Raw genomic sequence first — 21,299 nt, 5'->3', positions numbered from 1 at the left:
AAGTGGAGGCCGTCTGAATCTTTCAGACGGCCTTCGCTTTATCTGCCACTGACGGACGTTTGCAGTTTTCCCGCACGCCGTTTTTTAAACGGCAAAAGGCCGTCTGAAAAATTCAGACGGCCTTTTGCCGTTGCCGCTTGCGGGCGGGCGCGTTTACGTTTTGTCGGCCATGTGGTAGGCGGCGAGGGTGGTACGGTAGATTTCGTCGTCTGAGCAGAGGGCGGTGACGCGGCGGCGCAGGGCGCTGCCGAAGCGGCGGCGCAGGGCTGGGTCGGTGGCGAGGGTTTCGACGGCGGCGGCGAAGGCGGTGCTGTCGCGCAGCGGGGTGCAGTAGCCGGTGACGCCGTTTTCCACCATTTCGGCGATGCCGGCCACGTCGTAGCTGACGACGGCGGTTTCGTAGAGGCCAGCTTCGAGGATGTTGTTGCCGACGCCCGCGCCGTGGTCGCCTGCCAGGTCGGGGGTGTTGAGCAGGATGTCGGTAGCGGCGAAATAGGCGTCCAAATCGCGCACCGCACCGAGAAAGGAGACGCGTCCGCCCACGCCCAGGGCGGCGGCCTGCGCTTCGAGCGCGGCCCGTTCTTCCCCTTCGCCGGCAATGTGCAGGCGGGCATTGAGGCCGCGTTGCAGGAGGAGGGCGAAGGCATCGAGGGTGAGGTGGACGGCGCGGACTTTGTCCAAGCGCGACAGCGTGCCGAGGGCGATGTGGCTGCGCGGCGTTTTCTGCGGCGCGGCGGGTATCGGCGGCAGGGCGTTGTAGGTGTAGGCGGCGCGATCGGCGGGGAAGCCGTGGCGGATGAATTTGTCGCGCTCGTGGCGGCAGTTGGCGATCAGGAAAACGCCGAGTCGGGCGAACAGGCGGGCGATTTTGGGATAGGTGGCGGCGTCGAGGCCGCGGGCGTGGTAGAAGGTTTTGGTCTGCGGCGCGGCGGCTTTGGCGGCGAGGGCGCAGGCGGGGACGATGCGCGCCATCTGGCAGTGGACGATGTGCGGCCGCTCGCGTCGCAGCAGTTTGGCAAACGCCCAGCCGGCTTTGAGGTAGCCTGCCGCGCCGCCGTAGAAATCGAGGGGCTGCCAACGGATTCCTGCCGCCTGCGCCTGTGCGACGAGCGGGCCGTCGGAGGCGGCGAGGACGACGTCGTGGCCGCGCCGCGCGAGCAGGGCGCCCAAACGCAGGCTGGCGGTTTCCGTGCCGCCCAGCCCGCGCATGGAGGTGGCGAGGATGATTTTCATGCTTGGCCTTTGTTTTCGATTGCTTTTAAGGTTTCAGACGGCCTGAGGCCGTCTGAAAAAAGGCCGTCTGAAAAGGCGGCGGGGATGTGCGCTTTCAGACGGCCGCCCGTGTTGTTTCACGATTGTTCAGCGGCAGACGGTTTGTTCGACGCTTTTTTCCAGTTCGCCGATGCACGTCCAAGTGAGGCGGCCGTTTTCCTGTGCCGAAAGCAGCATGATTTGGCGGGAGAAACCCCGGGCGTCGGGCTTGGGCGTGATGATTACCGTGCCCTGCCGCGCTTCGATGTTCTGCCAGTAGCGGCGGTCTTCTTCGTCGAGCGGGAAGCCTTCGTTGATTTCGTCGAGCGACTCGCCCGCCGCCAGCCGTTCGGCCACCGCGTGCTGCGCCGCCAATATAGCCTCGGCCTGCGGCGGAATAACGGGCGGCAACGGTTTTTCTTCAACGGCAACGGGTTTGGCGGCGCGCGGCTTCGGTTGGGGCGCGGCAGCCTGCGCGGGCTGTTCGGCGGCTTCCTGCGGAAACAGCGATTTGCCTTCGGGCAGCGCCAGCAGCACGCCGATCAGCATGGCGGCGGCGGCAAGGCCCGAATAGCCCAGCGCCATGCCCGCCAGCGCCATGCCGCGCCCGCCCACGCCGAGGCGTTTGCTTTTGGCGTAGGCAATGTGTCCGGCCAGCATGGCGGCGGGAGCGGCAAGCAGCGGCAGCAGCGTCCAGGCCAAAATGCCGCAGATCAGGCTGGAGGGGGCGAAAATATTGTCGCGGCGCAGGGAGGAGGGCTGTCGGTCGGTCTGGCTCATGGCGGTTTCCGTGTCGTTGGCGGCGCAAAGCGCGCATTATAACCGCATTCTGTCTTTATACCGAGACGTCGTCTGCCCCGTTCCGACTTCGTTGAATCCCCGCTTTCAGACGGCCTCAAAGCCTTGACAGCCCCCGTTCAGGCTCTAAAATGCCGCACGATTTTCCGGAAACCCTTATGAAACTGATTATTCTCGACCGCGACGGCGTGATCAACCGCGACCGCGACGACTTCGTCAAATCCGCCGACGAGTGGGTGCCGCTCGAAGGCAGCATGGACGCCATCGCCTTCCTCGCCCAAGCGGGTTACACCGTTGCCGTCGCTACCAACCAGTCCGGCATCGGCCGCGGCCTTTTTACCATGCAGCAGTTGAACGAAATGCACGCCAAAATGCACAAGCTGGTGCGGCAGGCCGGCGGCGAAATCGACGGCATCTGGTTCTGCCCGCACACCGCCGCCGCCGACTGCAACTGCCGCAAGCCCAAAAGCGGCATGGTGGAAGACATCATCGGCCGCTTCAACGCCAAAGCCGCCGAGGTTTATATGGTGGGCGACAGCCTGCGCGACTTGCAGGCCGTGGCGGCCGTCGGCGGCCGTCCCGTGCTGGTGTTGAGCGGCAAAGGAAAGAAAACGCTGGAGGAACACGCGGGCGATCTGCCGCAGGGCACGCAGATTTTCGACGATCTCGCCGCCTTCGCCCAATACCTGATGCACAAGGAAAAACAGGAAACGGAGGCCGACCATGCTGCTTGCGCGTAACCTGCTCTACTGGCTGATACTCGTCGTCAGCCTCGTCGCCATGTTTCCCTTCCTGCTCTTGGGCGCGCTGATACCCAACGGCGCGTTTTGGGTCGGCCAGCAGTGGGTGAAGGTGCTGATGTGGTCGCTGAAAAACGTTGTCGGCCTCAAATACCGCCTTGTCGGCGCCGAAAACATACCCGACAGGCCGTCCATCATCTGCGCCAAACACCAAAGCGGCTGGGAAACCCTGGCCCTGCAGGAAATCTTCCCGCACCAGGTGTTCGTCGCCAAACGCGAGCTGTTCAAAATCCCCTTTTTCGGCTGGGGCTTGAAAATCGTCAAAACCATAGGCATCGAACGCGGCAGCGCGCAGGCCAGCGCGCAGTTGGCCAAACAGGGCAAGGAGCGGCGCGACGAGGGCTACTGGATTACCATTTTCCCCGAAGGCACGCGCGTCGCCCCCGGCAGCAAAGGCCGTTACAAAAGCGGCGCGGCGCGGATGGCCAAGCTGTTTGAAATGGACATGGTGCCCGTCGCCCTCAACAGCGGCGAGTTTTGGCCGAAAAACTCGTTTTTGAAATACCCCGGCACGGTGGACGTGATTGTCGGCCCGGTCATCCGCTACGACAGCGGCAGCGAAACGGAACTTATCCGCCGCTGCGAGGAATGGATAGAAGAACGCCAGCTCGAAATCAACGGCAAAGGGCCGATGGCGCGGCCGACGCCGTAAACCAAACCCGTACCGCCGCAATATAAAGGCCGTCTGAAAGGTTTCAGACGGCCTTTTATCTTTTGCTATAATCCGGGTCTTTCAACCGCTTACTAGTCAACATATTTCAGGAGTTTCCCATGGCACTCGTCTCCATGCGCCAGCTGCTCGATCATGCCGCCGAAAACGGCTACGGCCTGCCCGCCTTCAACGTCAACAACCTCGAACAAATGCGCGCCATTATGGAAGCCGCCGATTCGGTCAATGCGCCCGTTATCGTGCAGGCTTCGGCCGGTGCGCGCAAATATGCCGGCGCGCCTTTTTTGCGCCATCTGATTTTGGCGGCCGTCGAAGAATTTCCGCACATTCCCGTCGTCATGCACCAAGACCACGGCGCGTCGCCCGACGTGTGCCAACGCTCCATCCAGCTTGGTTTTTCGTCGGTAATGATGGACGGTTCGCTGATGGAAGACGGCAAAACGCCCGCGTCCTACGAATACAACGCCGAAGTTACCCGCACCGTCGTCAGGTTTTCCCACGCCTGCGGCGTATCGGTTGAAGGCGAAATCGGAGTGTTGGGCAACCTTGAAACCGGCGAAGCGGGCGAGGAAGACGGCGTCGGTGCGGTGGGCAAACTGTCGCACGACCAAATGCTCACCAGCGTCGAAGATGCCGTGCGCTTTGTGAAAGACACCGGCGTGGACGCGCTGGCGATTGCCGTGGGCACTTCGCACGGCGCGTACAAATTCACCCGCCCGCCCACAGGCGATGTGTTGCGTATCGACCGCATCAAAGAAATCCACCAAGCCCTGCCCAACACCCACATCGTGATGCACGGCTCCAGCTCCGTTCCCCAAGAATGGCTCAAAGTGATTAACGAATACGGCGGCAACATCGGCGAAACCTACGGCGTGCCCGTGGAAGAAATCGTCGAAGGCATCAAACACGGCGTGCGCAAAGTCAACATCGACACCGATCTGCGCCTGGCATCCACCGGCGCCATCCGCCGCTTTTTGGCCGAAAACCCGTCGGAGTTCGACCCGCGCAAATATTTGGCGAAAACCATCAATGCGATGAAGGAAGTCTGCGTCGCCCGTTATCTGGCCTTCGGTTGCGAAGGTCAGGCGGCGAAAATTAAACCGGTATCGTTGGAAAAAATGGCCGACCGCTATGCCAAAGGCGAGTTGAACCAAATCATCGGTTAAACGTCGAAACGGGTAAGAGGCCGTCTGAAAAGCTGTTTGGTGGTTTTCAGACGGCCTCAGCCTTGATGAGAAGTGAAAAATAATGAAGCAACAAACGGGAACGGTTGTCCGCTGGCAGGACGACAAAGGATACGGCTTTCTCCGCAGCGATGCCGACGGGCGAGAGCTGTTTTTCCATATCAGCGAATTTTGTGCCGGCAGACGGCCGCAGACGGGTGAGCGCGTTGTGTTTCAGACGGCCGAACGCAAAGGCCGATTGCAGGCCGTGCGGGTGCAGGAGCAGGCTTTCGTAGAGCGCAAGGAAACGGAAAGGCGGAATAGGGAACGGCTGCGACAGCAACAGCAAGAAGCCTTTGAGTCCGGCCAAGCGGTGCAACTGCTGATTGTTATTGCCCTTTACGCCGCCCTTGCTGCCTTATGTGCTTTCGGCAAACTGTCGTGGCTGATATTCGGCTGGTATGTGCTGGCCGGGTGTATCACTTTTTACGCCTATGATTTCGACAAATATGCGGCGCAGACGGGCGGATGGCGTACGCAAGAAAGCACGCTGCATATACTGTCCCTCGCAGGCGGTTGGGGCGGCGCGCTGCTGGCGCAGGCATATCTCCGCCACAAATCACAGAAAGCGTCTTTCCGCAGAGTGTTTTTCATAACGGTTTTTCTGAACGCGGCAGCTTTACTGTATTTTGCTGCCCATCCTCCTTTGCTTGCAGTCTTTGGCGGCCGGTAAAAAACCATACAGGCCGTCTGAAAGCAGAGCGCAGCAGCACACGTTTTCAGACGGCCTGTTTTCCGTTTGCTTCACAATAACAAAAAACAGAATTTTTTCCTTGAAAATACAGCCGCTAATATAGTATAGTGCGCGCCTTGGCCTTTTGCGCCAAGGTTATATTTTTGTCCAAATGGTCAGCCAATCGTAGCTGATCCCTTTAATTTAAGGAAAATAATCATGACTTTAGGTCTGGTTGGACGCAAGGTCGGTATGACCCGCGTGTTCGACGAACAGGGTGCTTCTGTTCCGGTAACCGTGTTGGAAATGACTCCGAATCGCGTCACTCAACTGAAATCCGAAGATACCGACGGCTATACCGCCGTTCAGGTTACCTTCGGTCAGAAAAAGGCAAACCGTGTCAACAAAGCCGAAGCTGGCCACTTTGCGAAAGCAGGCGTGGAAGCAGGTCGCGGTTTGGTTGAATTTGCCGTTTCTGCAGAAAAATTGGCCGAGCTGCAAGCCGGCGGCGAAGTGACCGTCGCTTTGTTTGAAGCAGGCCAGTTGGTGGATATTACCGGTACCTCCAAAGGTAAAGGTTTCTCCGGTACCATCAAGCGCCACAACTTTGATTCCCAGCGCACTTCTCACGGTAACTCGCGCTCCCACCGTGTCCCCGGTTCCATTGGTATGGCACAGGATCCCGGTCGCGTATTCCCCGGTCAGCGCATGGCCGGCCAGTACGGCAATACCCGTTCTACAGTTCAGAATCTGCAAATCGTCCGCATTGACGCCGAGCGTAACCTGCTGTTGATTAAAGGTGCCGTTCCCGGTGCGGTAAACAGTGATGTGATTGTGCGTCCCAGCGTGAAAGTAGGTGCGTAATGGAATTAAAAGTAATCAATGCACAAGGTCAGGTTGCAGGTAGTTTGTCCGCTTCTGATGCTTTGTTCGCGCGCGAATACAATGAAGCTTTGGTTCACCAGTTGGTTACTGCCTATTTGGCTAATGCCCGTTCCGGCAACCGTGCCCAGCTGACCCGTGCGGAAGTGAAACATTCCACCAAAAAGCCGTGGCGTCAAAAAGGTACCGGCCGTGCCCGTTCCGGTATGACTTCTTCTCCTTTGTGGAGAAGCGGCGGTCGCGCGTTCCCTAATAAGCCTGATGAAAACTTTACCCAAAAAGTAAACCGCAAAATGTACCGTGCGGGTATGGCTTCCATTTTGTCGCAGTTGGTACGTGATGAACGGTTGTTTGTTATTGACGAATTGTCTGCCGAAACACCCAAAACAAAAGCATTTGCAGAACAGGTAAAAAACTTTGGTTTGGAACAAGTATTGTTTGTCACCAAACAGCTTGATGAAAATCTGTATTTGTCTTCGCGCAATTTGCCTAATGTACTGGTGTTGGAAGCACAGCAAATCGATCCTTACAGCCTTTTGCGCTACAAAAAAGTAGTGATTACTAAGGCTGCCGTTCAGCAATTGGAGGAGCAGTGGGTATGAATCAAGAGCGTTTGACAAAAGTAATTTTGGCTCCCGTTGTTTCTGAAAAGAGCAATATGCTAGCTGAAAAACGCAACCAAATGACTTTTAAAGTGTTGCCTAATGCGACTAAGCAGGAGATTAAGGCAGCTGTTGAGTTGTTGTTTGGTGTGCAGATTGCGTCGGTTACTACTGTTACAACCAAAGGTAAAACCAAACGGTTTGGCCGCACAGTGGGTCGTCGCAGCGATGTTAAAAAAGCTTATGTAAGCTTGGTTGAAGGTCAGGAACTTGATCTTGAATCCGCTGCTGCGACCGTAGATAAGGAATAAGTGGAATGGCTATTGTAAAAATGAAGCCTACCTCTGCTGGTCGTCGCGGTATGGTTCGTGTTACCACAGAGGGTTTGTATAAAGGCGCACCGTATGCTGCGTTGCTCGAAAAGAAAAACTCTACCGCAGGCCGTAACAACAACGGTCATATCACTACCCGTCATAAGGGTGGCGGTCATAAGCATCATTACCGAGTGGTAGATTTTAAACGTAATAAAGACGGCATCCCTGCTAAAGTAGAACGTATTGAGTATGATCCTAACCGTACCGCCCATATTGCACTGCTTTGTTATGCAGATGGCGAACGTCGCTATATTATTGCTCCAAGAGGTATCCAGGCTGGTGCTGTGTTGTTGTCTGGTGCAGAAGCAGCGATTAAAACGGGTAATACCTTGCCGATTCGCAATATCCCGGTGGGTACTACCGTGCATTGCATAGAAATGAAACCTGGTAAGGGTGCCCAGATTGCCCGTTCAGCAGGGGCTTCCGCTGTTGTATTGGCGAAAGAGGGGATTTATGCCCAAGTCCGGTTGCGTTCGGGAGAGGTGCGGAAAATTCATGTTGATTGTCGTGCAACTATCGGTGAAGTAGGTAATGAAGAACAAAGTCTTCAGAAAATTGGCAAAGCCGGTGCAAATCGTTGGCGCGGTATCCGTCCTACTGTTCGCGGTGTTGTTATGAACCCTGTAGATCACCCTCATGGTGGCGGTGAAGGCCGTACTGGTGAGGCTCGTGAGCCGGTAAGTCCTTGGGGCACTCCGGCTAAAGGTTATCGTACTCGTAATAATAAGCGCACGGATAATATGATTGTCCGCCGCCGTTACTCAAATAAAGGTTAATTGATATGGCTCGTTCATTGAAAAAAGGTCCATATGTAGACCTGCATTTGCTAAAAAAAGTAGATGCGGCTCGCGCAAACAATGACAAGCGTCCTATAAAAACATGGTCGCGTCGTTCTACTATCTTGCCCGATTTTATTGGACTTACTATTGCGGTTCATAATGGTCGAACCCATGTTCCCGTTTTTATCAGTGATAACATGGTTGGTCACAAGTTGGGTGAGTTCTCATTGACCCGTACCTTTAAAGGCCATTTGGCCGATAAAAAGGCTAAAAAGAAATAAGGTGAATCATGAGAGTATCTGCAAGTCACAAAAATGCACGAATTTCTGCGCAGAAAGCTAGATTAGTAGCGGATTTAATTCGTGGTAAGGATGTCGCACAAGCGTTGAATATTTTGGCTTTTAGTCCTAAAAAGGGAGCTGAATTGGTCAAAAAAGTATTGGAGTCCGCTATTGCCAATGCGGAGCATAACGAAGGTGCTGATATTGATGATTTAAAAGTTGTCACTGTATTCGTGGATAAGGCAGCGTCGTTAAAACGGTTTCAGGCTCGTGCAAAGGGTCGGGGTAATCGTATCGAAAAGCAAACTTGTCACATAAATTTGACAGTGGAAAACTAAGGAAAAGCTATGGGACAAAAGATTCATCCGACTGGCTTTCGCTTGGCGGTAAATAAGGACTGGTCTTCAAAATGGTTTGCTAAAAATAGTGATTTCCCAACCGTTTTGAAACAGGATATTGATGTTAGAGAGTATTTGCATAAACGATTGGCAAATGCATCTGTTGGTCGTATCGTTATTGAACGACCTGCAAAATCTGCTCGTGTAACAATTTTCTCTGCTAGGCCTGGTATGGTTATTGGCCGTAAAGGCGAGGATATTGAAATATTGAAGCGTGATTTGCAAAACCTCTTGGGTGTGCCCGTTCATGTCAATATTGAAGAAATTCGGAAGCCTGAGTTGGATGCGCAAATTATTGCTGATGGTATCGCTCAACAGTTGGAAAAACGTGTCCAATTCCGTCGTGCCATGAAACGTGCAATGCAAAATGCTATGCGGGTTGGTGCAAAAGGCATTAAAATTATGACGTCAGGCCGACTCAATGGTGCCGATATTGCCCGTAGCGAGTGGTATCGCGAAGGGCGGGTTCCATTGCATACTTTGCGTGCCAATGTTGATTATGCAACTAGTGAGGCTCATACAACCTATGGTGTGATTGGTTTGAAAGTTTGGGTTTATACGGGTGAAGGCAAAGAATCGACTCAGGTGAAATCTGAGTTGGATAGTAAACGCAGAAAGGCAGGTAAAAATGCTGCAGCCAACTAGACTAAAATATCGCAAGCAACACAAAGGCAGAAATACTGGTATCGCTACGCGTGGTAACTCGGTAAGCTTTGGTGATTTTGGTTTAAAATCTGTGGGGCGCGGACGATTGACTGCTAGACAGATTGAAGCTGCTCGACGTGCAATGACTCGCCATATCAAACGTGGCGGACGTATTTGGATTAGGGTATTTCCTGATAAACCAATTACTGCAAAGCCTATTCAAGTGCGTATGGGTGGTGGTAAAGGTTCTGTCGAATATTATGTGGCAGAAATTAAGCCTGGTAAGATACTTTATGAAATGGATGGGGTTGCTGAGTCATTGGCTAGAGAGGCATTTGCATTGGCCGCAGCTAAACTACCCATTCCAACAGTGTTTGTAGTCAAACAGGTGGGTAAATAATGAAAGTTAGTGAACTAAGAAATCAATCTGTTGAGCAATTGCATAATCATCTGTTTGAATTGTTAAAATTTCAATTTGGTTTGCGTATGCAAAATGCTACAGGACAATTAAGCAAATCAAGTGAACTGAAAAAAGCTCGTCGTGAGATTGCTCGTATTAAAACTATCTTGGCTGAAAAGGATGTAGAATAATGGAGCATTTAAAAAATGTCCGTGCTTTGCAAGGCAAGGTAATCAGTAATAAAATGGACAAAACAGTCACTGTGCTTGTTGAGCGTAAAGTTAAGCATCCTTTATATGGGAAGGTTATTCGTCGCTCAACTAAAATCCATGCTCATGATGAAGCTAACCAATATAACGTTGGAGATATAGTGCTTATTGAAGAAAGTAAACCTATCTCTAAGACGAAAGCGTGGGTGGTGGCTGGGCTTGTTGAAAAGGCACGTGCTGTATAGATAGATTTAAATTTTTGGACAAAACGAAGCTTGCGGTTTAGTAAAAAAATCTGTAAACTTCGTTTTTAGCTTTCTTTTCTTGAAAGTTTCTTCCCTTTGGGGCCAAAACTGGCTTGCTCAATCTCATTTAATTTTAAATTAAACAAATAATTTGTATTTAAATTTAAAATAGCAAGTTAAGTTGGATTTTAGAAAAAAGGTAAAAATATGATTCAGATGCAAACAGTCTTAGATGTGGCTGATAATTCTGGTGCTCGTCGAGTGATGTGCATTAAGGTATTGGGTGGGTCGAAGCGCCGTTATGCAAGTGTTGGTGATATTATCAAAGTTGCTGTAAAAGATGCTACTCCGCGAGGTCGTGTTAAAAAGGGTGATGTTTATAATGCTGTTGTGGTTCGAGTTGCAAAAGGTGTGCGTCGGGCTGATGGAGCATTAATAAAGTTTGATAATAATGCTGCCGTGTTATTGAATAATAAATTGGAGCCCATGGGTACACGTATTTTTGGGCCAGTGACGCGAGAGTTGCGTACTGAAAAGTTTATGAAAATTGTTTCTCTGGCTCCAGAAGTTCTGTAAAGGAATTGTGCGTGAATAAAATTATTAAAGGTGACCGCGTTATTGTTCTGGCAGGTAAGGATAAAGGTAAGAGCGGTATCGTAACTTGCATCAAAGGTTCAAAAATCTTAGTAGATGGTATTAACCTTGTGAAAAAGCATGTGAAACCTAATCCTGCTCGAGGTGTCGAGGGTGGTATTATTGTTAAAAGTTTGTCGTTAGATATATCTAATGTTGCCGTTTTAAATCCGAGTACTAATAAGGCTGATCGTATTTGTATTAAATTTATTGAAAATGAGAATGGAGCGATGCAGCGGGTGCGGGTGTTTAAATCTAGCGGTGTTATAGTTAATACTTTAGAGGGTTGATTGATGGCTCGGTTAAAAGATTTTTATAATAGTATTGTAGTGCCTGAATTGATAAAGCAGTTCGGGTACAAGAGTGTCATGGAGGTGCCTCGTATTGAAAAGATTACTTTAAATATGGGGGTGGGGGAAGCTGTTGCTGATAAGAAGGTCATGGAATATGCAGTTTCTGATTTGGAGATGATATCAGGGCAAAAACCTGTTGTTACTGTGGCTCGTAAATCTATTGCAGGATTTAAGATTCGCGATAACTACCCCGTTGGATGTAAAGTAACTTTGCGTCGTGAACGAATGTTTGAGTTTTTGGATCGCTTGATTACTATAGCTTTGCCTCGTGTTAGAGATTTTCGTGGGGTAAATAACAGATCATTTGATGGTCGTGGTAATTACAATATGGGTATTCGCGAGCAAATTATCTTTCCTGAGATAGAGTATGACAAAATTGATGCTATAAGAGGCCTTAATATTACCATTACAACCTCTGCTAAGACAGATGAAGAGGCCAAGGCATTGTTGGCATTGTTTAAATTTCCATTCAAGGGTTAATTATGGCTAAGAAAGCTCTTATTAATCGAGAAGTAAAAAGGCTTGCTCTTGCCAAGCGTTATGAGAAAAAGCGCGCTGCTATTTTTTCCATTATCAATGATTCAAATGCAACGGATGCTGAGAAGTTTGAAGCACGTTTGAAATTGCAAAGTATACCTAAAAATGCATTGCCTGTTCGCCAAAGGCGGCGTTGTGCTTTAACTGGTAGGCCTCGTGGTACATTTCGTAAGTTTGGTTTAGGCCGTATAAAAATTCGTGAAATTGCTATGCGCGGTGAGATTCCTGGTGTAATCAAAGCTAGCTGGTAATGGAGAGATTAAAATGAGTATGCATGATCCTATTTCAGATATGCTGACACGCATTCGTAATGCGCAGCGTGCAGGGAAGGCCATTGTACAAATGCCCTCGTCTAAATTAAAAAAAGCAATAGCTTCCGTATTGAAGGATGAGGGATATATCGAGAACTTCATAGTTTCTACTGATGATAAACCTTTGTTAGTCATTGAATTAAAATATTATTCAGGACGTCCTGTTATTGAGCAGATAAAACGAGTCTCTCGGCCTGGTTTGCGAGTTTATAAGGCATCCGCTGCAATCCCTACTGTAATGAATGGTTTGGGAATTGCCATTTTAAGTACCTCTAAAGGAGTTATGACGGATAGAAAAGCTCGATCTGAAGGTGTTGGTGGCGAGCTGTTGTGTATAGTAGCTTAGGAGGTTAGGAAAGATGTCTCGTATAGCAAAAAATCCAGTGGTAATCCCTGCTGGAGTAGATATAAAAATTGAATCAGAGGTCTTGACAGTAAAAGGGAAGAATGGTCAGTTGACTTTGTCTTTGCCCCGTAAGGTAAATATAGTATTTTCTGATAGGCAACTTGCTATTATTCCTATAAATGATAATAGAGAGGCAGATTCCTTATCTGGAACCATTCGTGCTCTAGTGGCTAATATGGTTAAAGGTGTCGCCGAAGGGTTTGAAAAGAGGCTTCAGCTGATAGGTGTGGGTTACAGGGCGCAAGCGCAGGGTAATATTTTGAATTTATCATTGGGTTTTTCTCATCCTGTTGTATATCAAATGCCTAAAGGGGTAACAGTTCAAACTCCATCTCAAACAGAAATTGTATTGTTTGGTGCGGATAAGCAGGCTGTTGGTCAGGTAGCATCTGAAATACGAGCTTTTCGTTCTCCAGAGCCCTATAAAGGGAAGGGGGTTCGCTATGTTGGCGAAGTTGTGGTCATGAAAGAGGCGAAAAAGAAATAAGGATTTAAAAATGGATAAGCATATAGCTAGACTTCGTCGTGCCAGAAAAACTCGGATTCGTATTTCTGAGTTAGGAATGGTGCGCTTGTGTGTGTTGCGAACAAACGAGCATATTTATGCTCAAATAATTAGCAGTGATGGAAGTTCTGTCTTAACATCAGCTTCTACTTTAGAAGTTGACGTTAAAAGTCAGTTGAAGTCTACTGGAAATATTGCTGCTGCAGCCGTGGTTGGCAAACGTATTGCAGAAAAAGCAAAGTTGATTGGTATTGATCGGGTTGCCTTTGATCGTTCTGGTTTTCAATATCATGGTCGTATTAGAGCTTTGGCAGAGGCAGCGCGTCAAAATGGCTTAGCTTTTTAAAATATGATGTAAGTTGGAGATATCGAAAATATGGCAAAACATGAAATTGAAGATCGTGGTGATGGTCTTATAGAAAAAATGATTTCCGTGAATCGTGTTACAAAGGTAGTTAAAGGTGGCCGAATCATGGCTTTCTCTGCGTTGACAGTAGTCGGTGATGGGGATGGCAGAATTGGAATGGGCAAAGGTAAGTCTAAGGAAGTTCCTGTTGCTGTTCAAAAGGCTATGGATCAGGCTCGGCGATCAATGATAAGGGTTCCTATTAAAAATGGTACAATTCATCACGAAGTTATTGGTAAACATGGTGCTACACGTGTATTCATGCAGCCCGCTAAAGATGGTAGTGGTGTAAAAGCTGGTGGTCCGATGCGTTTAATATTTGATGCATTGGGAATTCATAATATTTCAGCCAAGGTTCACGGTTCTACGAACCCATATAATATCGTGCGAGCTACCTTTGATGGTTTGGGGAAATTATATACTCCATCGGAGATTGCTGCTAAGAGAGGTTTATCCGTGGAAGATTTTTGGGAGGTTAAGTAATAATGTCTGAAACCAAAAAAATAAAAATAACATTAATAAGAAGTTTAATTGGGACGATAGCAGTCCATCGTGCATGCGCTAAAGGGCTAGGATTGCGGCATAGGCATCATAGCGTTGAGGTTTTAAATACGCCTGAGAATATTGGAATGATTAATAAGATTAGCTATCTTTTGAAAGTGGAGTATTAAATGTATTTGAATTCGATACATCCCGCATTAGGGGCTGTCCATGCAAGACGCCGCGTAGGTAGAGGTATTGGTAGTGGACTAGGAAAAACAGCTGGTCGCGGCCATAAGGGTCAAAAAAGTAGAACAGGAGGATTCCATAAAATAGGTTTTGAAGGTGGGCAAATGCCATTGCAACGGCGTTTACCAAAGCGAGGCTTTAAGTCATCCTCTGCAAAACTAACTGAGCAAATTTCTTTGAACTTGCTGCAATTACTTGATATTGAACAAGTTGATTTACTAGCGCTAAAGAAAGCTGGAATAGTTTCCTCCTGTGTACAGTATGTAAAAGTTATTGCAAATGGCTCAATTGAAAAGTCTATTGTAGTTAAAGGATTGAAAGTAACAGCAGGAGCTAAACAAGCTATTGAAGCTGCTGGTGGACGGGTAGAATAGGATAGCATAGTGGCAAATAGACAGCTGATTTTGAGACTATTTAGATCTGTTGAATTAAAGAATAGATTGCTGTTTTTATTGGCGGCACTGATAGTCTTTAGAATTGGTGCACATATTCCAGTACCTGGTGTTGATACTTCTGCCCTTGCAGAAATTTATAAAGGTCAGAGTAGTGGAATTTTGGGAATGCTGAATATATTTTCTGGCGGATCGTTAGAAAGATTTAGTATTTTTGCGATTGGGATTATGCCCTATATTTCTGCCTCTATTATTGTGCAGCTTGCCTCGGAAATTATTCCTTCTTTGAAAGCTTTAAAGAAGGAAGGTGATATAGGAAGAAAGCAGATCACTAAATACACTAGATTTTCTGCTGTTATTCTTGCTATCTTTCAAGGTTTTGTAGCTGCAACATTTGTTTTTCAGCAGGGAGTTATTGTTATTCCTCAGGTTGAGTTTTATTTTTTAGCTCTGATCTGTTTGGTAACAGGCACTATGTTCTTAATGTGGTTAGGAGAGCAGATTACAGAACGTGGCATTGGAAATGGAATTTCTTTAATTATTACAGCTGGTATTTGTGCTGGAATTCCATCAGGGATAGTTCAATTATGGAGTATGACTGTTTCTGGCAAGTTGCTTTCAGTTTTGTTTATTCTATTTTCAGCTATTGTATTAATATATATAGTTGTATTTTTTGAATCTGCGTTAAGAAAAATTCCTATCCATTATGCTCGGAGACAAATTTTAGGGGGGGGGCAGGGAGCGCATCTACCATTTAAATTAAATATGGCGGGTGTAATACCTCCAATTTTTGCTTCAAGTGTTATTCTTTTTCCTGTAACTATAGTTAATTGGTTGGGAAATAGTTATTCTGAACTTCAGAAGTTTGCTTTGAGTTTTCAACATGGCACTATTGGTTATATAGTACTATTTGCATCATCTGTAATTTTTTTCTGTTATTTTTATACGGCTTTGATGTTTAGCCCTAAAGAAATGGCTGAAAATTTAAAAAAAGGTGGTGCATTTGTTCCTGGCATTCGGCCTGGTGCTCAGACCGCATTTTATCTTGAGTCTGTGGTAACCAGATTGACATTATGGGGAGCAATTTATATTACAATAGTTTGTTTAATCCCTGAGCTTTTTATATCTTTTTTTAATATCTCATTTGCGTTGGGTGGTACGTCACTTTTGATTCTTGTTGTTGTAACAATGGATTTCAATATTCAGATATCTTCATATGGTATGGTTCAGCAATATGAAAGTCTGATGAGTCGTACTAATAGGTTAAATTAATAGTTGGTAAATGGAATGGCAAAAGAAGATACAATACAAATGCAGGGAGAGATCTTGGAAACACTCCCAAATGCAACTTTCAAAGTGAAGCTAGAAAATGGACATGTGGTTTTGGGGTATATCTCAGGAAAGATGCGTATGCATTACATCCGCATTTCTCCTGGGGATAAGGTGACTGTCGAACTTACGCCTTATGATTTATCTCGTGCACGTATCGTATTTCGAGCTAGATAATTTTTAAAGGAAATAAAAATGCGCGTACAGCCATCTGTTAAGAAAATTTGCCGTAACTGTAAAGTTATTAGGCGTAATCGAGTGGTTCGTGTTATTTGTACTGATCCAAGGCATAAACAGCGCCAAGGATAAGGATAGATTAAAATTTAAGATTTAATTAAAGAATCTTATAGATAAAGGAATATTTATGGCTCGTATTGCAGGGGTGAATATCCCTAATAACGCACATATTGTGATTGGTTTGCAAACAATCTATGGCATTGGCGCTACTCGTGCCAAGTCAATTTGTGAGGCGGCTGGTGTGTCATTTGATGTTAAAGTTAAAGATCTTGATGAATCACAATTGGAATCTTTGAGGGAGCAAGTTGCTAAGTACGAAGTTGAAGGGGATCTACGCCGTGAAGTGACAATGTCTATTAAACGATTAATGGATATGGGATGTTATCGGGGTTTTCGTCATCGTCGTGGGTTGCCTTGTAGGGGGCAGCGGACTAAAACGAATGCTCGTACTCGAAAAGGCCCACGTAAAGCAATTGCAGGCAAAAAGTAATTTTTAAGGATTTATTTAATGGCTAAAGCAAATACAGCAGCTAGAGTACGTAGAAAAATACGTAAAACTGTTAACGAAGGTATCGTACATGTGCATGCCTCTTTTAATAATACGATAGTTACCATTACTGATCGTCAAGGCAATGCATTGTCTTGGGCAACTTCTGGAGGTGCAGGTTTTAAGGGTTCTCGCAAGAGTACACCTTTTGCAGCTCAGGTTGCTGCTGAATCTGCCGGCAAGATTGCACAGGAGTATGGTGTAAAAAATTTAGAAGTTCGTATTAAAGGTCCTGGTCCTGGTCGGGAGTCATCAGTTCGTGCACTTAATGCACTTGGTTTTAAGATTACCAGTATAACGGATGTAACACCTTTGCCACACAATGGTTGCCGTCCCCCGAAAAAACGCAGAATTTAATATTTGGAGTTATTTAAGATATGGCACGCTATATAGGTCCTAAATGTAAACTTTCTCGTAGAGAAGGTACTGATTTATTCTTAAAAAGTGCACGTCGCTCATTAGAATCGAAATGTAAAATTGATACTGTTCCTGGTCAACATGGTGCTAAAAAAAACCGTCTTTCAGGCTATGGCTTGCAGTTGCGTGAAAAGCAGAAAATCCGTCGTATGTACGGGGTTTTAGAGCGCCAATTTAGACGTTATTTTGCCGAAGCCGATCGTCAAAGAGGTTCTACTGGTGAACTTTTACTACAATTATTAGAGTCTCGCTTAGACAATATTGTTTATAGGATGGGATTTGGTTCAACTAGGGCAGAGGCTCGCCAACTTGTTTCACATAAAGCAGTTGCTGTAAATGGACAGGTTGTTAATATTCCTTCATATCAAGTACGTGTCGGTGATGTGGTTTCGATTCGAGAAAAGGCAAAGAAGCAGGTTCGAATTCAAGAAGCTTTAAATTTGGCTGGACAAATAGGTTTTCCAAATTGGGTGTCAGTTGATACAACAAGAATGGAAGGTATTTTTAAAACTAGGCCAGATCGCTCCGAGTTGACTAGTGATATTAATGAGCAGCTAGTGGTAGAGTTTTATTCTAAATAGAAGCTAGCCTAATGAGGGACAGTTTAATGCAAAATAGCACTTCCGAATTCTTAAAACCACGGCATATTGATGTAGATACTATTTCTGCGATAAGGGCAAGAGTATCTATGCAGCCATTTGAGCGTGGTTTTGGTCATACTCTTGGTAATGCTTTGCGCCGTGTCTTACTGTCATCCATGGATGGGTTTGCTCCGACAGAGGTTTCTATTGCAGGTGTGCTTCACGAATATTCAACATTGGATGGTATTCAAGAAGATGTTGTCGATATTTTATTGAATATTAAGGGTGTTGTTTTTAAGCTATACGGGCGTGATGAAGTTCACTTAAAGTTAAAAAAATCAGGCGTGGGCGCAGTACTGGCTCGTGATATTGATTTGCCTCATGATGTTCAAATTATCAATCCTGAACATGTGATTTGCCATTTGGCTGAGAATGGCAGTATTGAGATGGAAATCAAAGTAGAACGGGGTCGTGGTTATCAACCTGCTTCTGGTCTTCGTGAAGCTCGGGGTGAGAACAGTATTGGCGCTATTTATCTAGATGCCAGTTTTTCACCGATTAGTCGGGTTAGTTTTGAAGTTGAATCTGCGAGGGTTGAACAGAGAACCGATTTGGATCGTTTGATTTTAGACATTGAAACGGACGGCTCTTTAGAGCCTGAAGAGGCTGTTCGTAGCGCAGCACGTATTCTTATCGATCAGATGTCGATTTTTGCTGATTTACAGGGCACTGCTTTGGAGGAAGTAGAGGAAAAAACTCCTCCCATTGATCCCATACTGTTGCGTCCCGTAGATGATTTGGAACTAACAGTTCGTTCGGCAAATTGTTTGAAGGCGGAGGATATCTATTATATTGGTGATTTGATTCAACGTACTGAGACGGAGTTGTTAAAAACACCAAATTTGGGTAGAAAATCTTTGAATGAAATCAAAGAAGTATTAGCTTCAAAAGGTTTGACATTAGGATCTAAACTTGATTCTTGGCCTCCTGTAGGCTTGGACAAGCCGTAAGTTTGAATATTAAAGGAAAATGACATGCGTCATCGTAATGGAAACCGTAAATTAAATCGTACCAGCAGCCATCGTGCAGCTATGTTACGTAACATGGCCAATTCGTTGCTTACCCATGAAACTATTGTGACGACTTTGCCAAAAGCAAAAGAACTGCGTCGTATAGTAGAGCCGTTGATTACTTTAGGTAAAAAGCCTTCTTTGGCTAATCGACGTTTGGCATTTGACCGTACTCGCGATCGCGATGTGGTAGTTAAATTATTTGATGATCTGAGTTCGAGGTTTGCTAACCGTAATGGCGGATATTTACGCATTTTGAAATGCGGTTTCCGTAAGGGCGATAATGCCCCTCTTGCCCTAATTGAGTTAGTGGATAAAGCAGAAACAGTTGCTGAATAAGTAGAAAAACCGATTCTTTGGGATCGGTTTTATTTTTCTGTAAAGTTATGTGGGGTATGAGTTTTGGGCATACTGACAGATAAATTGGCTATAATTCTTTCGCACAAATTGAACAGAAAGGGTGCTTTATGAAAAAAATGATTTTATTGTCCTGCGTACTGTTGCTTAGCTCGCAAATGGCTGTGGCAGGTAGATTTCTGCCGAAGGATATACGTTTAGCTGTTCTAAAAAAGGTTGATTATCCTAATGTTGTGCTTGCAGGTGATGGATGGACGTGGACGCAGATCCTGACTTTGGGAATTGTTGATAACAATAGAACTGAAGCGGAGGCTTTGGGTAGTATTCGGATTAAAGATACATATAATCGGTTTATTACGAAAAACAAATTACCTACCCATGTGGGACAGCCTGTGGGTGTGTTTTTTGATAGCCAAGGGCAAGTTAAGGAGGTTTGGATTTTAACGCCGAAAGAACGCGAAGAGTTGAAACAAAGAAAATAGATCGCTTTTCTCTTAATACAGCAGGATTGGTTAAAATAAATTTTGCAATAAATCAGTGCGCACAATTTCAAACCCGAATACATAACGGCAGTTATGTATCCGGGTTGATTGTTTGAATATTTACCCACCATGGTGGTTGTCGTTTTGACTCCTGTCTGTAGATGGTAATAAAGCGTAATCTAGTGATTTGATTTTATTTTTTAGAAAATTGCTCTATAATCCGCCGCTTTTTACAACAATCAGCCCCGCAATTACGGGCAACCTGAGAAAGAACCAAACCATGAAAAAAGTCTTTATCCGCACCTTCGGCTGCCAAATGAACGAGTACGACAGCGAAAAAATGCTTTCCGTTTTGGAAGAAGAACATGGAGGCATCGAACAAGTATCCGAACCTGATGAGGCCGATATCATTTTATTTAATACTTGTTCCGTTCGGGAAAAGGCGCAGGAAAAAGTATTTTCCGATTTGGGGCGCGTTCGTCCGCTAAAGGATAAAAATCCTGATTTGATTATCGGCGTGGCCGGTTGTGTTGCCTCCCAGGAAGGCGAAGCGATTGTCAAGCGTGCTCCCTTTGTCGACGTCGTGTTTGGCCCGCAAACCTTACACCGCCTGCCCAAGCTGATTGACGACAAAAAACACACCGGCCGTCCGCAGGTCGATATCTCTTTCCCCGAGATTGAAAAATTTGACCATCTGCCTCCCGCCCGCGTAGACGGCGGCGCTGCGTTTATCTCCATTATGGAAGGCTGCTCAAAATATTGTTCTTTCTGCGTCGTTCCCTATACGCGTGGCGAAGAATTTTCCCGACCGCTTACCGATGTGCTTACCGAAATTGTAGGCTTGGCGCAACAAGGCGTAAAAGAAATCAATTTGTTGGGACAAAACGTCAACGCCTATCGCGGCCCAATGGACGACGGCGGTATCTGTGATTTTGCCACTTTGCTGCGCATCGTCCATGAAATCCCCGGTATCGAGCGCATCCGCTTCACCACTAGCCACCCGCGCGAATTTTCCGATGCCATCATCGAGTGCTACCGCGACCTGCCCAAACTCGTTTCCCATCTGCACCTGCCGATTCAAAGCGGCTCCGATCGCGTCCTCTCGGCCATGAAGCGCGGCTATACCGCTCTCGAATACAAATCCATCATCCGTAAACTGCGCGCCATCCGCCCGGACTTATGCCTGAGCAGCGATTTTATTGTCGGTTTCCCCGGCGAAACCGAGCGCGAATTTGAGCAGACCCTGAAACTGGTGAAAGACATCGCCTTTGACCTGAGCTTTGTCTTTATCTACAGCCCCCGTCCCGGCACACCGGCAGCTAGTTTGCACGACGATACCCCGCATGAAGAAAAAGTGCGCCGCCTCGAAGCGCTGAACGAAGTTATCGAGGCTGAAACCGCACGCATCAACCAAACCATGATCGGTACTGTACAGCGCTGCCTGGTTGAAGGCGTGTCGAAAAAAGATCCCGACCAATTACAGGCGCGCACGACCAACAACCGCGTCGTCAATTTTACCGGCAGCCCTGACCTGATTAATGAAATGGTTGATATCGAAATTACCAAAGCTTTCACCTTCTCGCTGCGGGGCAAACTGTTTGCGGATACCTGAGACGGATAATAGTGGCACTTACAGCGTAAAAAGGACGTTTAACATAAAGCTGCAAAAAAATATGGGGCTGTCCTAGGGTCTGTTGACATTCAATTTTTCACAGTATCATACAGATATGACCAGATATACCCTATCCGATGCCCAGTGGGCAGCCATCGAACCGCT

Annotated in this window: 36 protein-coding genes and 1 pseudogene; 35 read left to right on the top strand and 2 right to left on the bottom strand. The window is 47.0% G+C overall.

The genetic code is table 11. The annotated features are described in order from the left end of the window. Positions 1-153: 153 nt before the first annotated feature. Both ACLD9W_RS06700 and ACLD9W_RS06695 read right to left on the bottom strand, forming a co-directional pair. Positions 154-1,233 (bottom strand): glycosyltransferase, encoded by a 1,080-nt coding sequence (locus ACLD9W_RS06700; RefSeq protein ID WP_410841295.1) that lies wholly within the window; start codon positions 1,231-1,233, stop codon positions 154-156. 126 nt (positions 1,234-1,359) lie between these two features. Further along, positions 1,360-2,031 carry a DUF4190 domain-containing protein gene (locus tag ACLD9W_RS06695; protein ID WP_410841294.1) on the bottom strand — a complete coding sequence of 224 codons (672 nt, stop codon included), beginning with the start codon at positions 2,029-2,031 and terminating at the stop codon, positions 1,360-1,362. A 176-nt stretch (positions 2,032-2,207) separates the two neighbouring features. Here ACLD9W_RS06695 and gmhB point away from each other — a divergent pair, with 176 nt between their 5' ends. The 35 genes and pseudogenes from gmhB to miaB all read left to right on the top strand — a co-directional run bounded on the left by gmhB (position 2,208) and on the right by miaB (position 21,134). Beyond that, the gene (gene gmhB / locus ACLD9W_RS06690) at positions 2,208-2,789 is read left to right on the top strand and encodes a D-glycero-beta-D-manno-heptose 1,7-bisphosphate 7-phosphatase (protein WP_410841293.1); all 582 of its coding nucleotides are present in this window, start codon (positions 2,208-2,210) and stop codon (positions 2,787-2,789) included. Then, the gene (locus tag ACLD9W_RS06685; protein ID WP_410841292.1) at positions 2,773-3,501 is read left to right on the top strand and encodes a lysophospholipid acyltransferase family protein; all 729 of its coding nucleotides are present in this window, start codon (positions 2,773-2,775) and stop codon (positions 3,499-3,501) included. Before gmhB ends, ACLD9W_RS06685 begins: the two co-directional genes overlap by 17 nt. Positions 3,502-3,620: 119 nt before the next feature. Beyond that, on the top strand, positions 3,621-4,685 hold the full coding sequence (gene fba / locus ACLD9W_RS06680; protein WP_410841291.1) for a class II fructose-bisphosphate aldolase: 1,065 nt from the start codon (positions 3,621-3,623) through the stop codon (positions 4,683-4,685). Between the two features lie 82 nt (positions 4,686-4,767). Then, a pseudogene (locus ACLD9W_RS06675) lies at positions 4,768-4,905 on the top strand (cold shock domain-containing protein); the annotation flags it as partial. Between the two features lie 150 nt (positions 4,906-5,055). Next, positions 5,056-5,415 carry a DUF1294 domain-containing protein gene (locus ACLD9W_RS06670; RefSeq protein ID WP_410841317.1) on the top strand — a complete coding sequence of 120 codons (360 nt, stop codon included), beginning with the start codon at positions 5,056-5,058 and terminating at the stop codon, positions 5,413-5,415. A 219-nt stretch (positions 5,416-5,634) separates the two neighbouring features. Further along, on the top strand, positions 5,635-6,279 hold the full coding sequence (gene rplC, locus ACLD9W_RS06665) for a 50S ribosomal protein L3 (protein ID WP_410841290.1): 645 nt from the start codon (positions 5,635-5,637) through the stop codon (positions 6,277-6,279). Then, positions 6,279-6,899, top strand: coding sequence for a 50S ribosomal protein L4 (gene rplD / locus ACLD9W_RS06660; RefSeq protein ID WP_410841289.1), 621 nt, complete (start codon positions 6,279-6,281; stop codon positions 6,897-6,899). Before rplC ends, rplD begins: the two co-directional genes overlap by 1 nt. Then, entirely contained in the window at positions 6,896-7,210 is a 315-nt protein-coding gene (rplW, locus tag ACLD9W_RS06655) for a 50S ribosomal protein L23 (RefSeq protein ID WP_410841288.1), read from the top strand. Before rplD ends, rplW begins: the two co-directional genes overlap by 4 nt. Before the next feature lie 5 nt (positions 7,211-7,215). Next, positions 7,216-8,049: a 50S ribosomal protein L2 gene (gene rplB / locus ACLD9W_RS06650; protein WP_410841287.1), complete on the top strand. Its 834-nt coding sequence runs from the start codon at positions 7,216-7,218 to the stop codon at positions 8,047-8,049. A 5-nt stretch (positions 8,050-8,054) separates the two neighbouring features. Beyond that, positions 8,055-8,333 carry a 30S ribosomal protein S19 gene (rpsS, locus tag ACLD9W_RS06645; RefSeq protein ID WP_009119027.1) on the top strand — a complete coding sequence of 93 codons (279 nt, stop codon included), beginning with the start codon at positions 8,055-8,057 and terminating at the stop codon, positions 8,331-8,333. A gap of 8 nt (positions 8,334-8,341) precedes the next feature. Then, positions 8,342-8,671: a 50S ribosomal protein L22 gene (gene rplV, locus ACLD9W_RS06640; RefSeq protein ID WP_410841286.1), complete on the top strand. Its 330-nt coding sequence runs from the start codon at positions 8,342-8,344 to the stop codon at positions 8,669-8,671. Between the two features lie 9 nt (positions 8,672-8,680). Further along, positions 8,681-9,376, top strand: coding sequence for a 30S ribosomal protein S3 (rpsC, locus tag ACLD9W_RS06635; protein WP_410841285.1), 696 nt, complete (start codon positions 8,681-8,683; stop codon positions 9,374-9,376). Further along, the gene (gene rplP, locus ACLD9W_RS06630; protein WP_410841284.1) at positions 9,360-9,776 is read left to right on the top strand and encodes a 50S ribosomal protein L16; all 417 of its coding nucleotides are present in this window, start codon (positions 9,360-9,362) and stop codon (positions 9,774-9,776) included. Before rpsC ends, rplP begins: the two co-directional genes overlap by 17 nt. After that, positions 9,776-9,967 (top strand): 50S ribosomal protein L29, encoded by a 192-nt coding sequence (gene rpmC, locus ACLD9W_RS06625; RefSeq protein WP_410841283.1) that lies wholly within the window; start codon positions 9,776-9,778, stop codon positions 9,965-9,967. The genes rplP and rpmC overlap by 1 nt, the downstream gene beginning before the upstream one ends. Then, positions 9,967-10,230, top strand: coding sequence for a 30S ribosomal protein S17 (gene rpsQ / locus ACLD9W_RS06620; protein WP_410841282.1), 264 nt, complete (start codon positions 9,967-9,969; stop codon positions 10,228-10,230). Before rpmC ends, rpsQ begins: the two co-directional genes overlap by 1 nt. Positions 10,231-10,437: 207 nt before the next feature. Continuing rightward, positions 10,438-10,806 carry a 50S ribosomal protein L14 gene (gene rplN / locus ACLD9W_RS06615; RefSeq protein ID WP_410841281.1) on the top strand — a complete coding sequence of 123 codons (369 nt, stop codon included), beginning with the start codon at positions 10,438-10,440 and terminating at the stop codon, positions 10,804-10,806. Between the two features lie 11 nt (positions 10,807-10,817). Next, positions 10,818-11,153 (top strand): 50S ribosomal protein L24, encoded by a 336-nt coding sequence (gene rplX, locus ACLD9W_RS06610; RefSeq protein ID WP_410841280.1) that lies wholly within the window; start codon positions 10,818-10,820, stop codon positions 11,151-11,153. Between the two features lie 3 nt (positions 11,154-11,156). Then, positions 11,157-11,696, top strand: coding sequence for a 50S ribosomal protein L5 (rplE, locus tag ACLD9W_RS06605; RefSeq protein WP_410841279.1), 540 nt, complete (start codon positions 11,157-11,159; stop codon positions 11,694-11,696). A gap of 2 nt (positions 11,697-11,698) precedes the next feature. Continuing rightward, complete coding sequence (gene rpsN, locus ACLD9W_RS06600) at positions 11,699-12,004, top strand: 30S ribosomal protein S14 (protein WP_410841278.1); 306 nt, start codon at positions 11,699-11,701, stop codon at positions 12,002-12,004. Positions 12,005-12,017: 13 nt separating this feature from the next. Beyond that, positions 12,018-12,410 (top strand): 30S ribosomal protein S8, encoded by a 393-nt coding sequence (gene rpsH / locus ACLD9W_RS06595; protein WP_410841277.1) that lies wholly within the window; start codon positions 12,018-12,020, stop codon positions 12,408-12,410. 13 nt (positions 12,411-12,423) lie between these two features. Beyond that, a complete protein-coding gene (gene rplF / locus ACLD9W_RS06590) occupies positions 12,424-12,957 on the top strand; it encodes a 50S ribosomal protein L6 (protein WP_410841276.1) in 534 nt (177 codons plus the stop codon). Between the two features lie 10 nt (positions 12,958-12,967). Next, complete coding sequence (gene rplR / locus ACLD9W_RS06585; RefSeq protein ID WP_410841275.1) at positions 12,968-13,321, top strand: 50S ribosomal protein L18; 354 nt, start codon at positions 12,968-12,970, stop codon at positions 13,319-13,321. Between the two features lie 30 nt (positions 13,322-13,351). After that, positions 13,352-13,864, top strand: coding sequence for a 30S ribosomal protein S5 (gene rpsE / locus ACLD9W_RS06580; protein ID WP_410841274.1), 513 nt, complete (start codon positions 13,352-13,354; stop codon positions 13,862-13,864). A gap of 2 nt (positions 13,865-13,866) precedes the next feature. Beyond that, on the top strand, positions 13,867-14,052 hold the full coding sequence (gene rpmD, locus ACLD9W_RS06575; protein ID WP_410841273.1) for a 50S ribosomal protein L30: 186 nt from the start codon (positions 13,867-13,869) through the stop codon (positions 14,050-14,052). After that, complete coding sequence (gene rplO / locus ACLD9W_RS06570) at positions 14,053-14,484, top strand: 50S ribosomal protein L15 (RefSeq protein ID WP_410841272.1); 432 nt, start codon at positions 14,053-14,055, stop codon at positions 14,482-14,484. Positions 14,485-14,493: 9 nt separating this feature from the next. Next, positions 14,494-15,774 carry a preprotein translocase subunit SecY gene (gene secY / locus ACLD9W_RS06565; RefSeq protein WP_410841271.1) on the top strand — a complete coding sequence of 427 codons (1,281 nt, stop codon included), beginning with the start codon at positions 14,494-14,496 and terminating at the stop codon, positions 15,772-15,774. Positions 15,775-15,789: 15 nt separating this feature from the next. Continuing rightward, on the top strand, positions 15,790-16,008 hold the full coding sequence (gene infA / locus ACLD9W_RS06560) for a translation initiation factor IF-1 (RefSeq protein WP_083479444.1): 219 nt from the start codon (positions 15,790-15,792) through the stop codon (positions 16,006-16,008). Between the two features lie 18 nt (positions 16,009-16,026). Next, positions 16,027-16,140, top strand: coding sequence for a 50S ribosomal protein L36 (rpmJ, locus tag ACLD9W_RS06555; protein WP_049259016.1), 114 nt, complete (start codon positions 16,027-16,029; stop codon positions 16,138-16,140). Between the two features lie 55 nt (positions 16,141-16,195). Further along, the gene (gene rpsM / locus ACLD9W_RS06550; RefSeq protein WP_410841270.1) at positions 16,196-16,558 is read left to right on the top strand and encodes a 30S ribosomal protein S13; all 363 of its coding nucleotides are present in this window, start codon (positions 16,196-16,198) and stop codon (positions 16,556-16,558) included. An 18-nt stretch (positions 16,559-16,576) separates the two neighbouring features. Next, a complete protein-coding gene (gene rpsK / locus ACLD9W_RS06545) occupies positions 16,577-16,972 on the top strand; it encodes a 30S ribosomal protein S11 (protein ID WP_410841269.1) in 396 nt (131 codons plus the stop codon). A 20-nt stretch (positions 16,973-16,992) separates the two neighbouring features. After that, on the top strand, positions 16,993-17,613 hold the full coding sequence (gene rpsD / locus ACLD9W_RS06540; RefSeq protein ID WP_410841268.1) for a 30S ribosomal protein S4: 621 nt from the start codon (positions 16,993-16,995) through the stop codon (positions 17,611-17,613). Positions 17,614-17,639: 26 nt separating this feature from the next. After that, a complete protein-coding gene (locus ACLD9W_RS06535) occupies positions 17,640-18,623 on the top strand; it encodes a DNA-directed RNA polymerase subunit alpha (RefSeq protein ID WP_410841267.1) in 984 nt (327 codons plus the stop codon). A gap of 24 nt (positions 18,624-18,647) precedes the next feature. After that, complete coding sequence (rplQ, locus tag ACLD9W_RS06530; protein WP_410841266.1) at positions 18,648-19,022, top strand: 50S ribosomal protein L17; 375 nt, start codon at positions 18,648-18,650, stop codon at positions 19,020-19,022. 128 nt (positions 19,023-19,150) lie between these two features. Further along, complete coding sequence (locus tag ACLD9W_RS06525) at positions 19,151-19,522, top strand: hypothetical protein (RefSeq protein WP_410841265.1); 372 nt, start codon at positions 19,151-19,153, stop codon at positions 19,520-19,522. 280 nt (positions 19,523-19,802) lie between these two features. Beyond that, complete coding sequence (miaB, locus tag ACLD9W_RS06520) at positions 19,803-21,134, top strand: tRNA (N6-isopentenyl adenosine(37)-C2)-methylthiotransferase MiaB (RefSeq protein ID WP_410841264.1); 1,332 nt, start codon at positions 19,803-19,805, stop codon at positions 21,132-21,134. The last annotated feature ends 165 nt before the right edge of the window (positions 21,135-21,299 follow it).

Origin of the sequence: Neisseria sp. WLZKY-1 (assembly GCF_046546535.1) — a bacterium.
GTDB lineage: Bacteria > Pseudomonadota > Gammaproteobacteria > Burkholderiales > Neisseriaceae > Neisseria.
Note: the sequence above shows the minus strand (reverse complement) of the source record. Positions and strands in the feature narration are given on the sequence as shown.

What these genes read in the sequence shown, in the direction of transcription:
- ACLD9W_RS06700 (WP_410841295.1), bottom strand. Translation starts at nt 1,233, where the DNA reads ATGAAAATCATCCTCGCCACCTCCATGCGCGGGCTGGGCGGCACGGAA.
- ACLD9W_RS06695 (WP_410841294.1), bottom strand. Translation starts at nt 2,031, where the DNA reads ATGAGCCAGACCGACCGACAGCCCTCCTCCCTGCGCCGCGACAATATT.
- gmhB (WP_410841293.1), top strand. Translation starts at nt 2,208, where the DNA reads ATGAAACTGATTATTCTCGACCGCGACGGCGTGATCAACCGCGACCGC.
- ACLD9W_RS06685 (WP_410841292.1), top strand. Translation starts at nt 2,773, where the DNA reads ATGCTGCTTGCGCGTAACCTGCTCTACTGGCTGATACTCGTCGTCAGC.
- fba (WP_410841291.1), top strand. Translation starts at nt 3,621, where the DNA reads ATGGCACTCGTCTCCATGCGCCAGCTGCTCGATCATGCCGCCGAAAAC.
- rplC (WP_410841290.1), top strand. Translation starts at nt 5,635, where the DNA reads ATGACTTTAGGTCTGGTTGGACGCAAGGTCGGTATGACCCGCGTGTTC.
- rplD (WP_410841289.1), top strand. Translation starts at nt 6,279, where the DNA reads ATGGAATTAAAAGTAATCAATGCACAAGGTCAGGTTGCAGGTAGTTTG.
- rplW (WP_410841288.1), top strand. Translation starts at nt 6,896, where the DNA reads ATGAATCAAGAGCGTTTGACAAAAGTAATTTTGGCTCCCGTTGTTTCT.
- rplB (WP_410841287.1), top strand. Translation starts at nt 7,216, where the DNA reads ATGGCTATTGTAAAAATGAAGCCTACCTCTGCTGGTCGTCGCGGTATG.
- rpsS (WP_009119027.1), top strand. Translation starts at nt 8,055, where the DNA reads ATGGCTCGTTCATTGAAAAAAGGTCCATATGTAGACCTGCATTTGCTA.
- rplV (WP_410841286.1), top strand. Translation starts at nt 8,342, where the DNA reads ATGAGAGTATCTGCAAGTCACAAAAATGCACGAATTTCTGCGCAGAAA.
- rpsC (WP_410841285.1), top strand. Translation starts at nt 8,681, where the DNA reads ATGGGACAAAAGATTCATCCGACTGGCTTTCGCTTGGCGGTAAATAAG.
- rplP (WP_410841284.1), top strand. Translation starts at nt 9,360, where the DNA reads ATGCTGCAGCCAACTAGACTAAAATATCGCAAGCAACACAAAGGCAGA.
- rpmC (WP_410841283.1), top strand. Translation starts at nt 9,776, where the DNA reads ATGAAAGTTAGTGAACTAAGAAATCAATCTGTTGAGCAATTGCATAAT.
- rpsQ (WP_410841282.1), top strand. Translation starts at nt 9,967, where the DNA reads ATGGAGCATTTAAAAAATGTCCGTGCTTTGCAAGGCAAGGTAATCAGT.
- rplN (WP_410841281.1), top strand. Translation starts at nt 10,438, where the DNA reads ATGATTCAGATGCAAACAGTCTTAGATGTGGCTGATAATTCTGGTGCT.
- rplE (WP_410841279.1), top strand. Translation starts at nt 11,157, where the DNA reads ATGGCTCGGTTAAAAGATTTTTATAATAGTATTGTAGTGCCTGAATTG.
- rpsN (WP_410841278.1), top strand. Translation starts at nt 11,699, where the DNA reads ATGGCTAAGAAAGCTCTTATTAATCGAGAAGTAAAAAGGCTTGCTCTT.
- rpsH (WP_410841277.1), top strand. Translation starts at nt 12,018, where the DNA reads ATGAGTATGCATGATCCTATTTCAGATATGCTGACACGCATTCGTAAT.
- rplF (WP_410841276.1), top strand. Translation starts at nt 12,424, where the DNA reads ATGTCTCGTATAGCAAAAAATCCAGTGGTAATCCCTGCTGGAGTAGAT.
- rplR (WP_410841275.1), top strand. Translation starts at nt 12,968, where the DNA reads ATGGATAAGCATATAGCTAGACTTCGTCGTGCCAGAAAAACTCGGATT.
- rpsE (WP_410841274.1), top strand. Translation starts at nt 13,352, where the DNA reads ATGGCAAAACATGAAATTGAAGATCGTGGTGATGGTCTTATAGAAAAA.
- rpmD (WP_410841273.1), top strand. Translation starts at nt 13,867, where the DNA reads ATGTCTGAAACCAAAAAAATAAAAATAACATTAATAAGAAGTTTAATT.
- rplO (WP_410841272.1), top strand. Translation starts at nt 14,053, where the DNA reads ATGTATTTGAATTCGATACATCCCGCATTAGGGGCTGTCCATGCAAGA.
- infA (WP_083479444.1), top strand. Translation starts at nt 15,790, where the DNA reads ATGGCAAAAGAAGATACAATACAAATGCAGGGAGAGATCTTGGAAACA.
- rpmJ (WP_049259016.1), top strand. Translation starts at nt 16,027, where the DNA reads ATGCGCGTACAGCCATCTGTTAAGAAAATTTGCCGTAACTGTAAAGTT.
- rpsM (WP_410841270.1), top strand. Translation starts at nt 16,196, where the DNA reads ATGGCTCGTATTGCAGGGGTGAATATCCCTAATAACGCACATATTGTG.
- rpsK (WP_410841269.1), top strand. Translation starts at nt 16,577, where the DNA reads ATGGCTAAAGCAAATACAGCAGCTAGAGTACGTAGAAAAATACGTAAA.
- rpsD (WP_410841268.1), top strand. Translation starts at nt 16,993, where the DNA reads ATGGCACGCTATATAGGTCCTAAATGTAAACTTTCTCGTAGAGAAGGT.
- ACLD9W_RS06535 (WP_410841267.1), top strand. Translation starts at nt 17,640, where the DNA reads ATGCAAAATAGCACTTCCGAATTCTTAAAACCACGGCATATTGATGTA.
- rplQ (WP_410841266.1), top strand. Translation starts at nt 18,648, where the DNA reads ATGCGTCATCGTAATGGAAACCGTAAATTAAATCGTACCAGCAGCCAT.
- ACLD9W_RS06525 (WP_410841265.1), top strand. Translation starts at nt 19,151, where the DNA reads ATGAAAAAAATGATTTTATTGTCCTGCGTACTGTTGCTTAGCTCGCAA.
- miaB (WP_410841264.1), top strand. Translation starts at nt 19,803, where the DNA reads ATGAAAAAAGTCTTTATCCGCACCTTCGGCTGCCAAATGAACGAGTAC.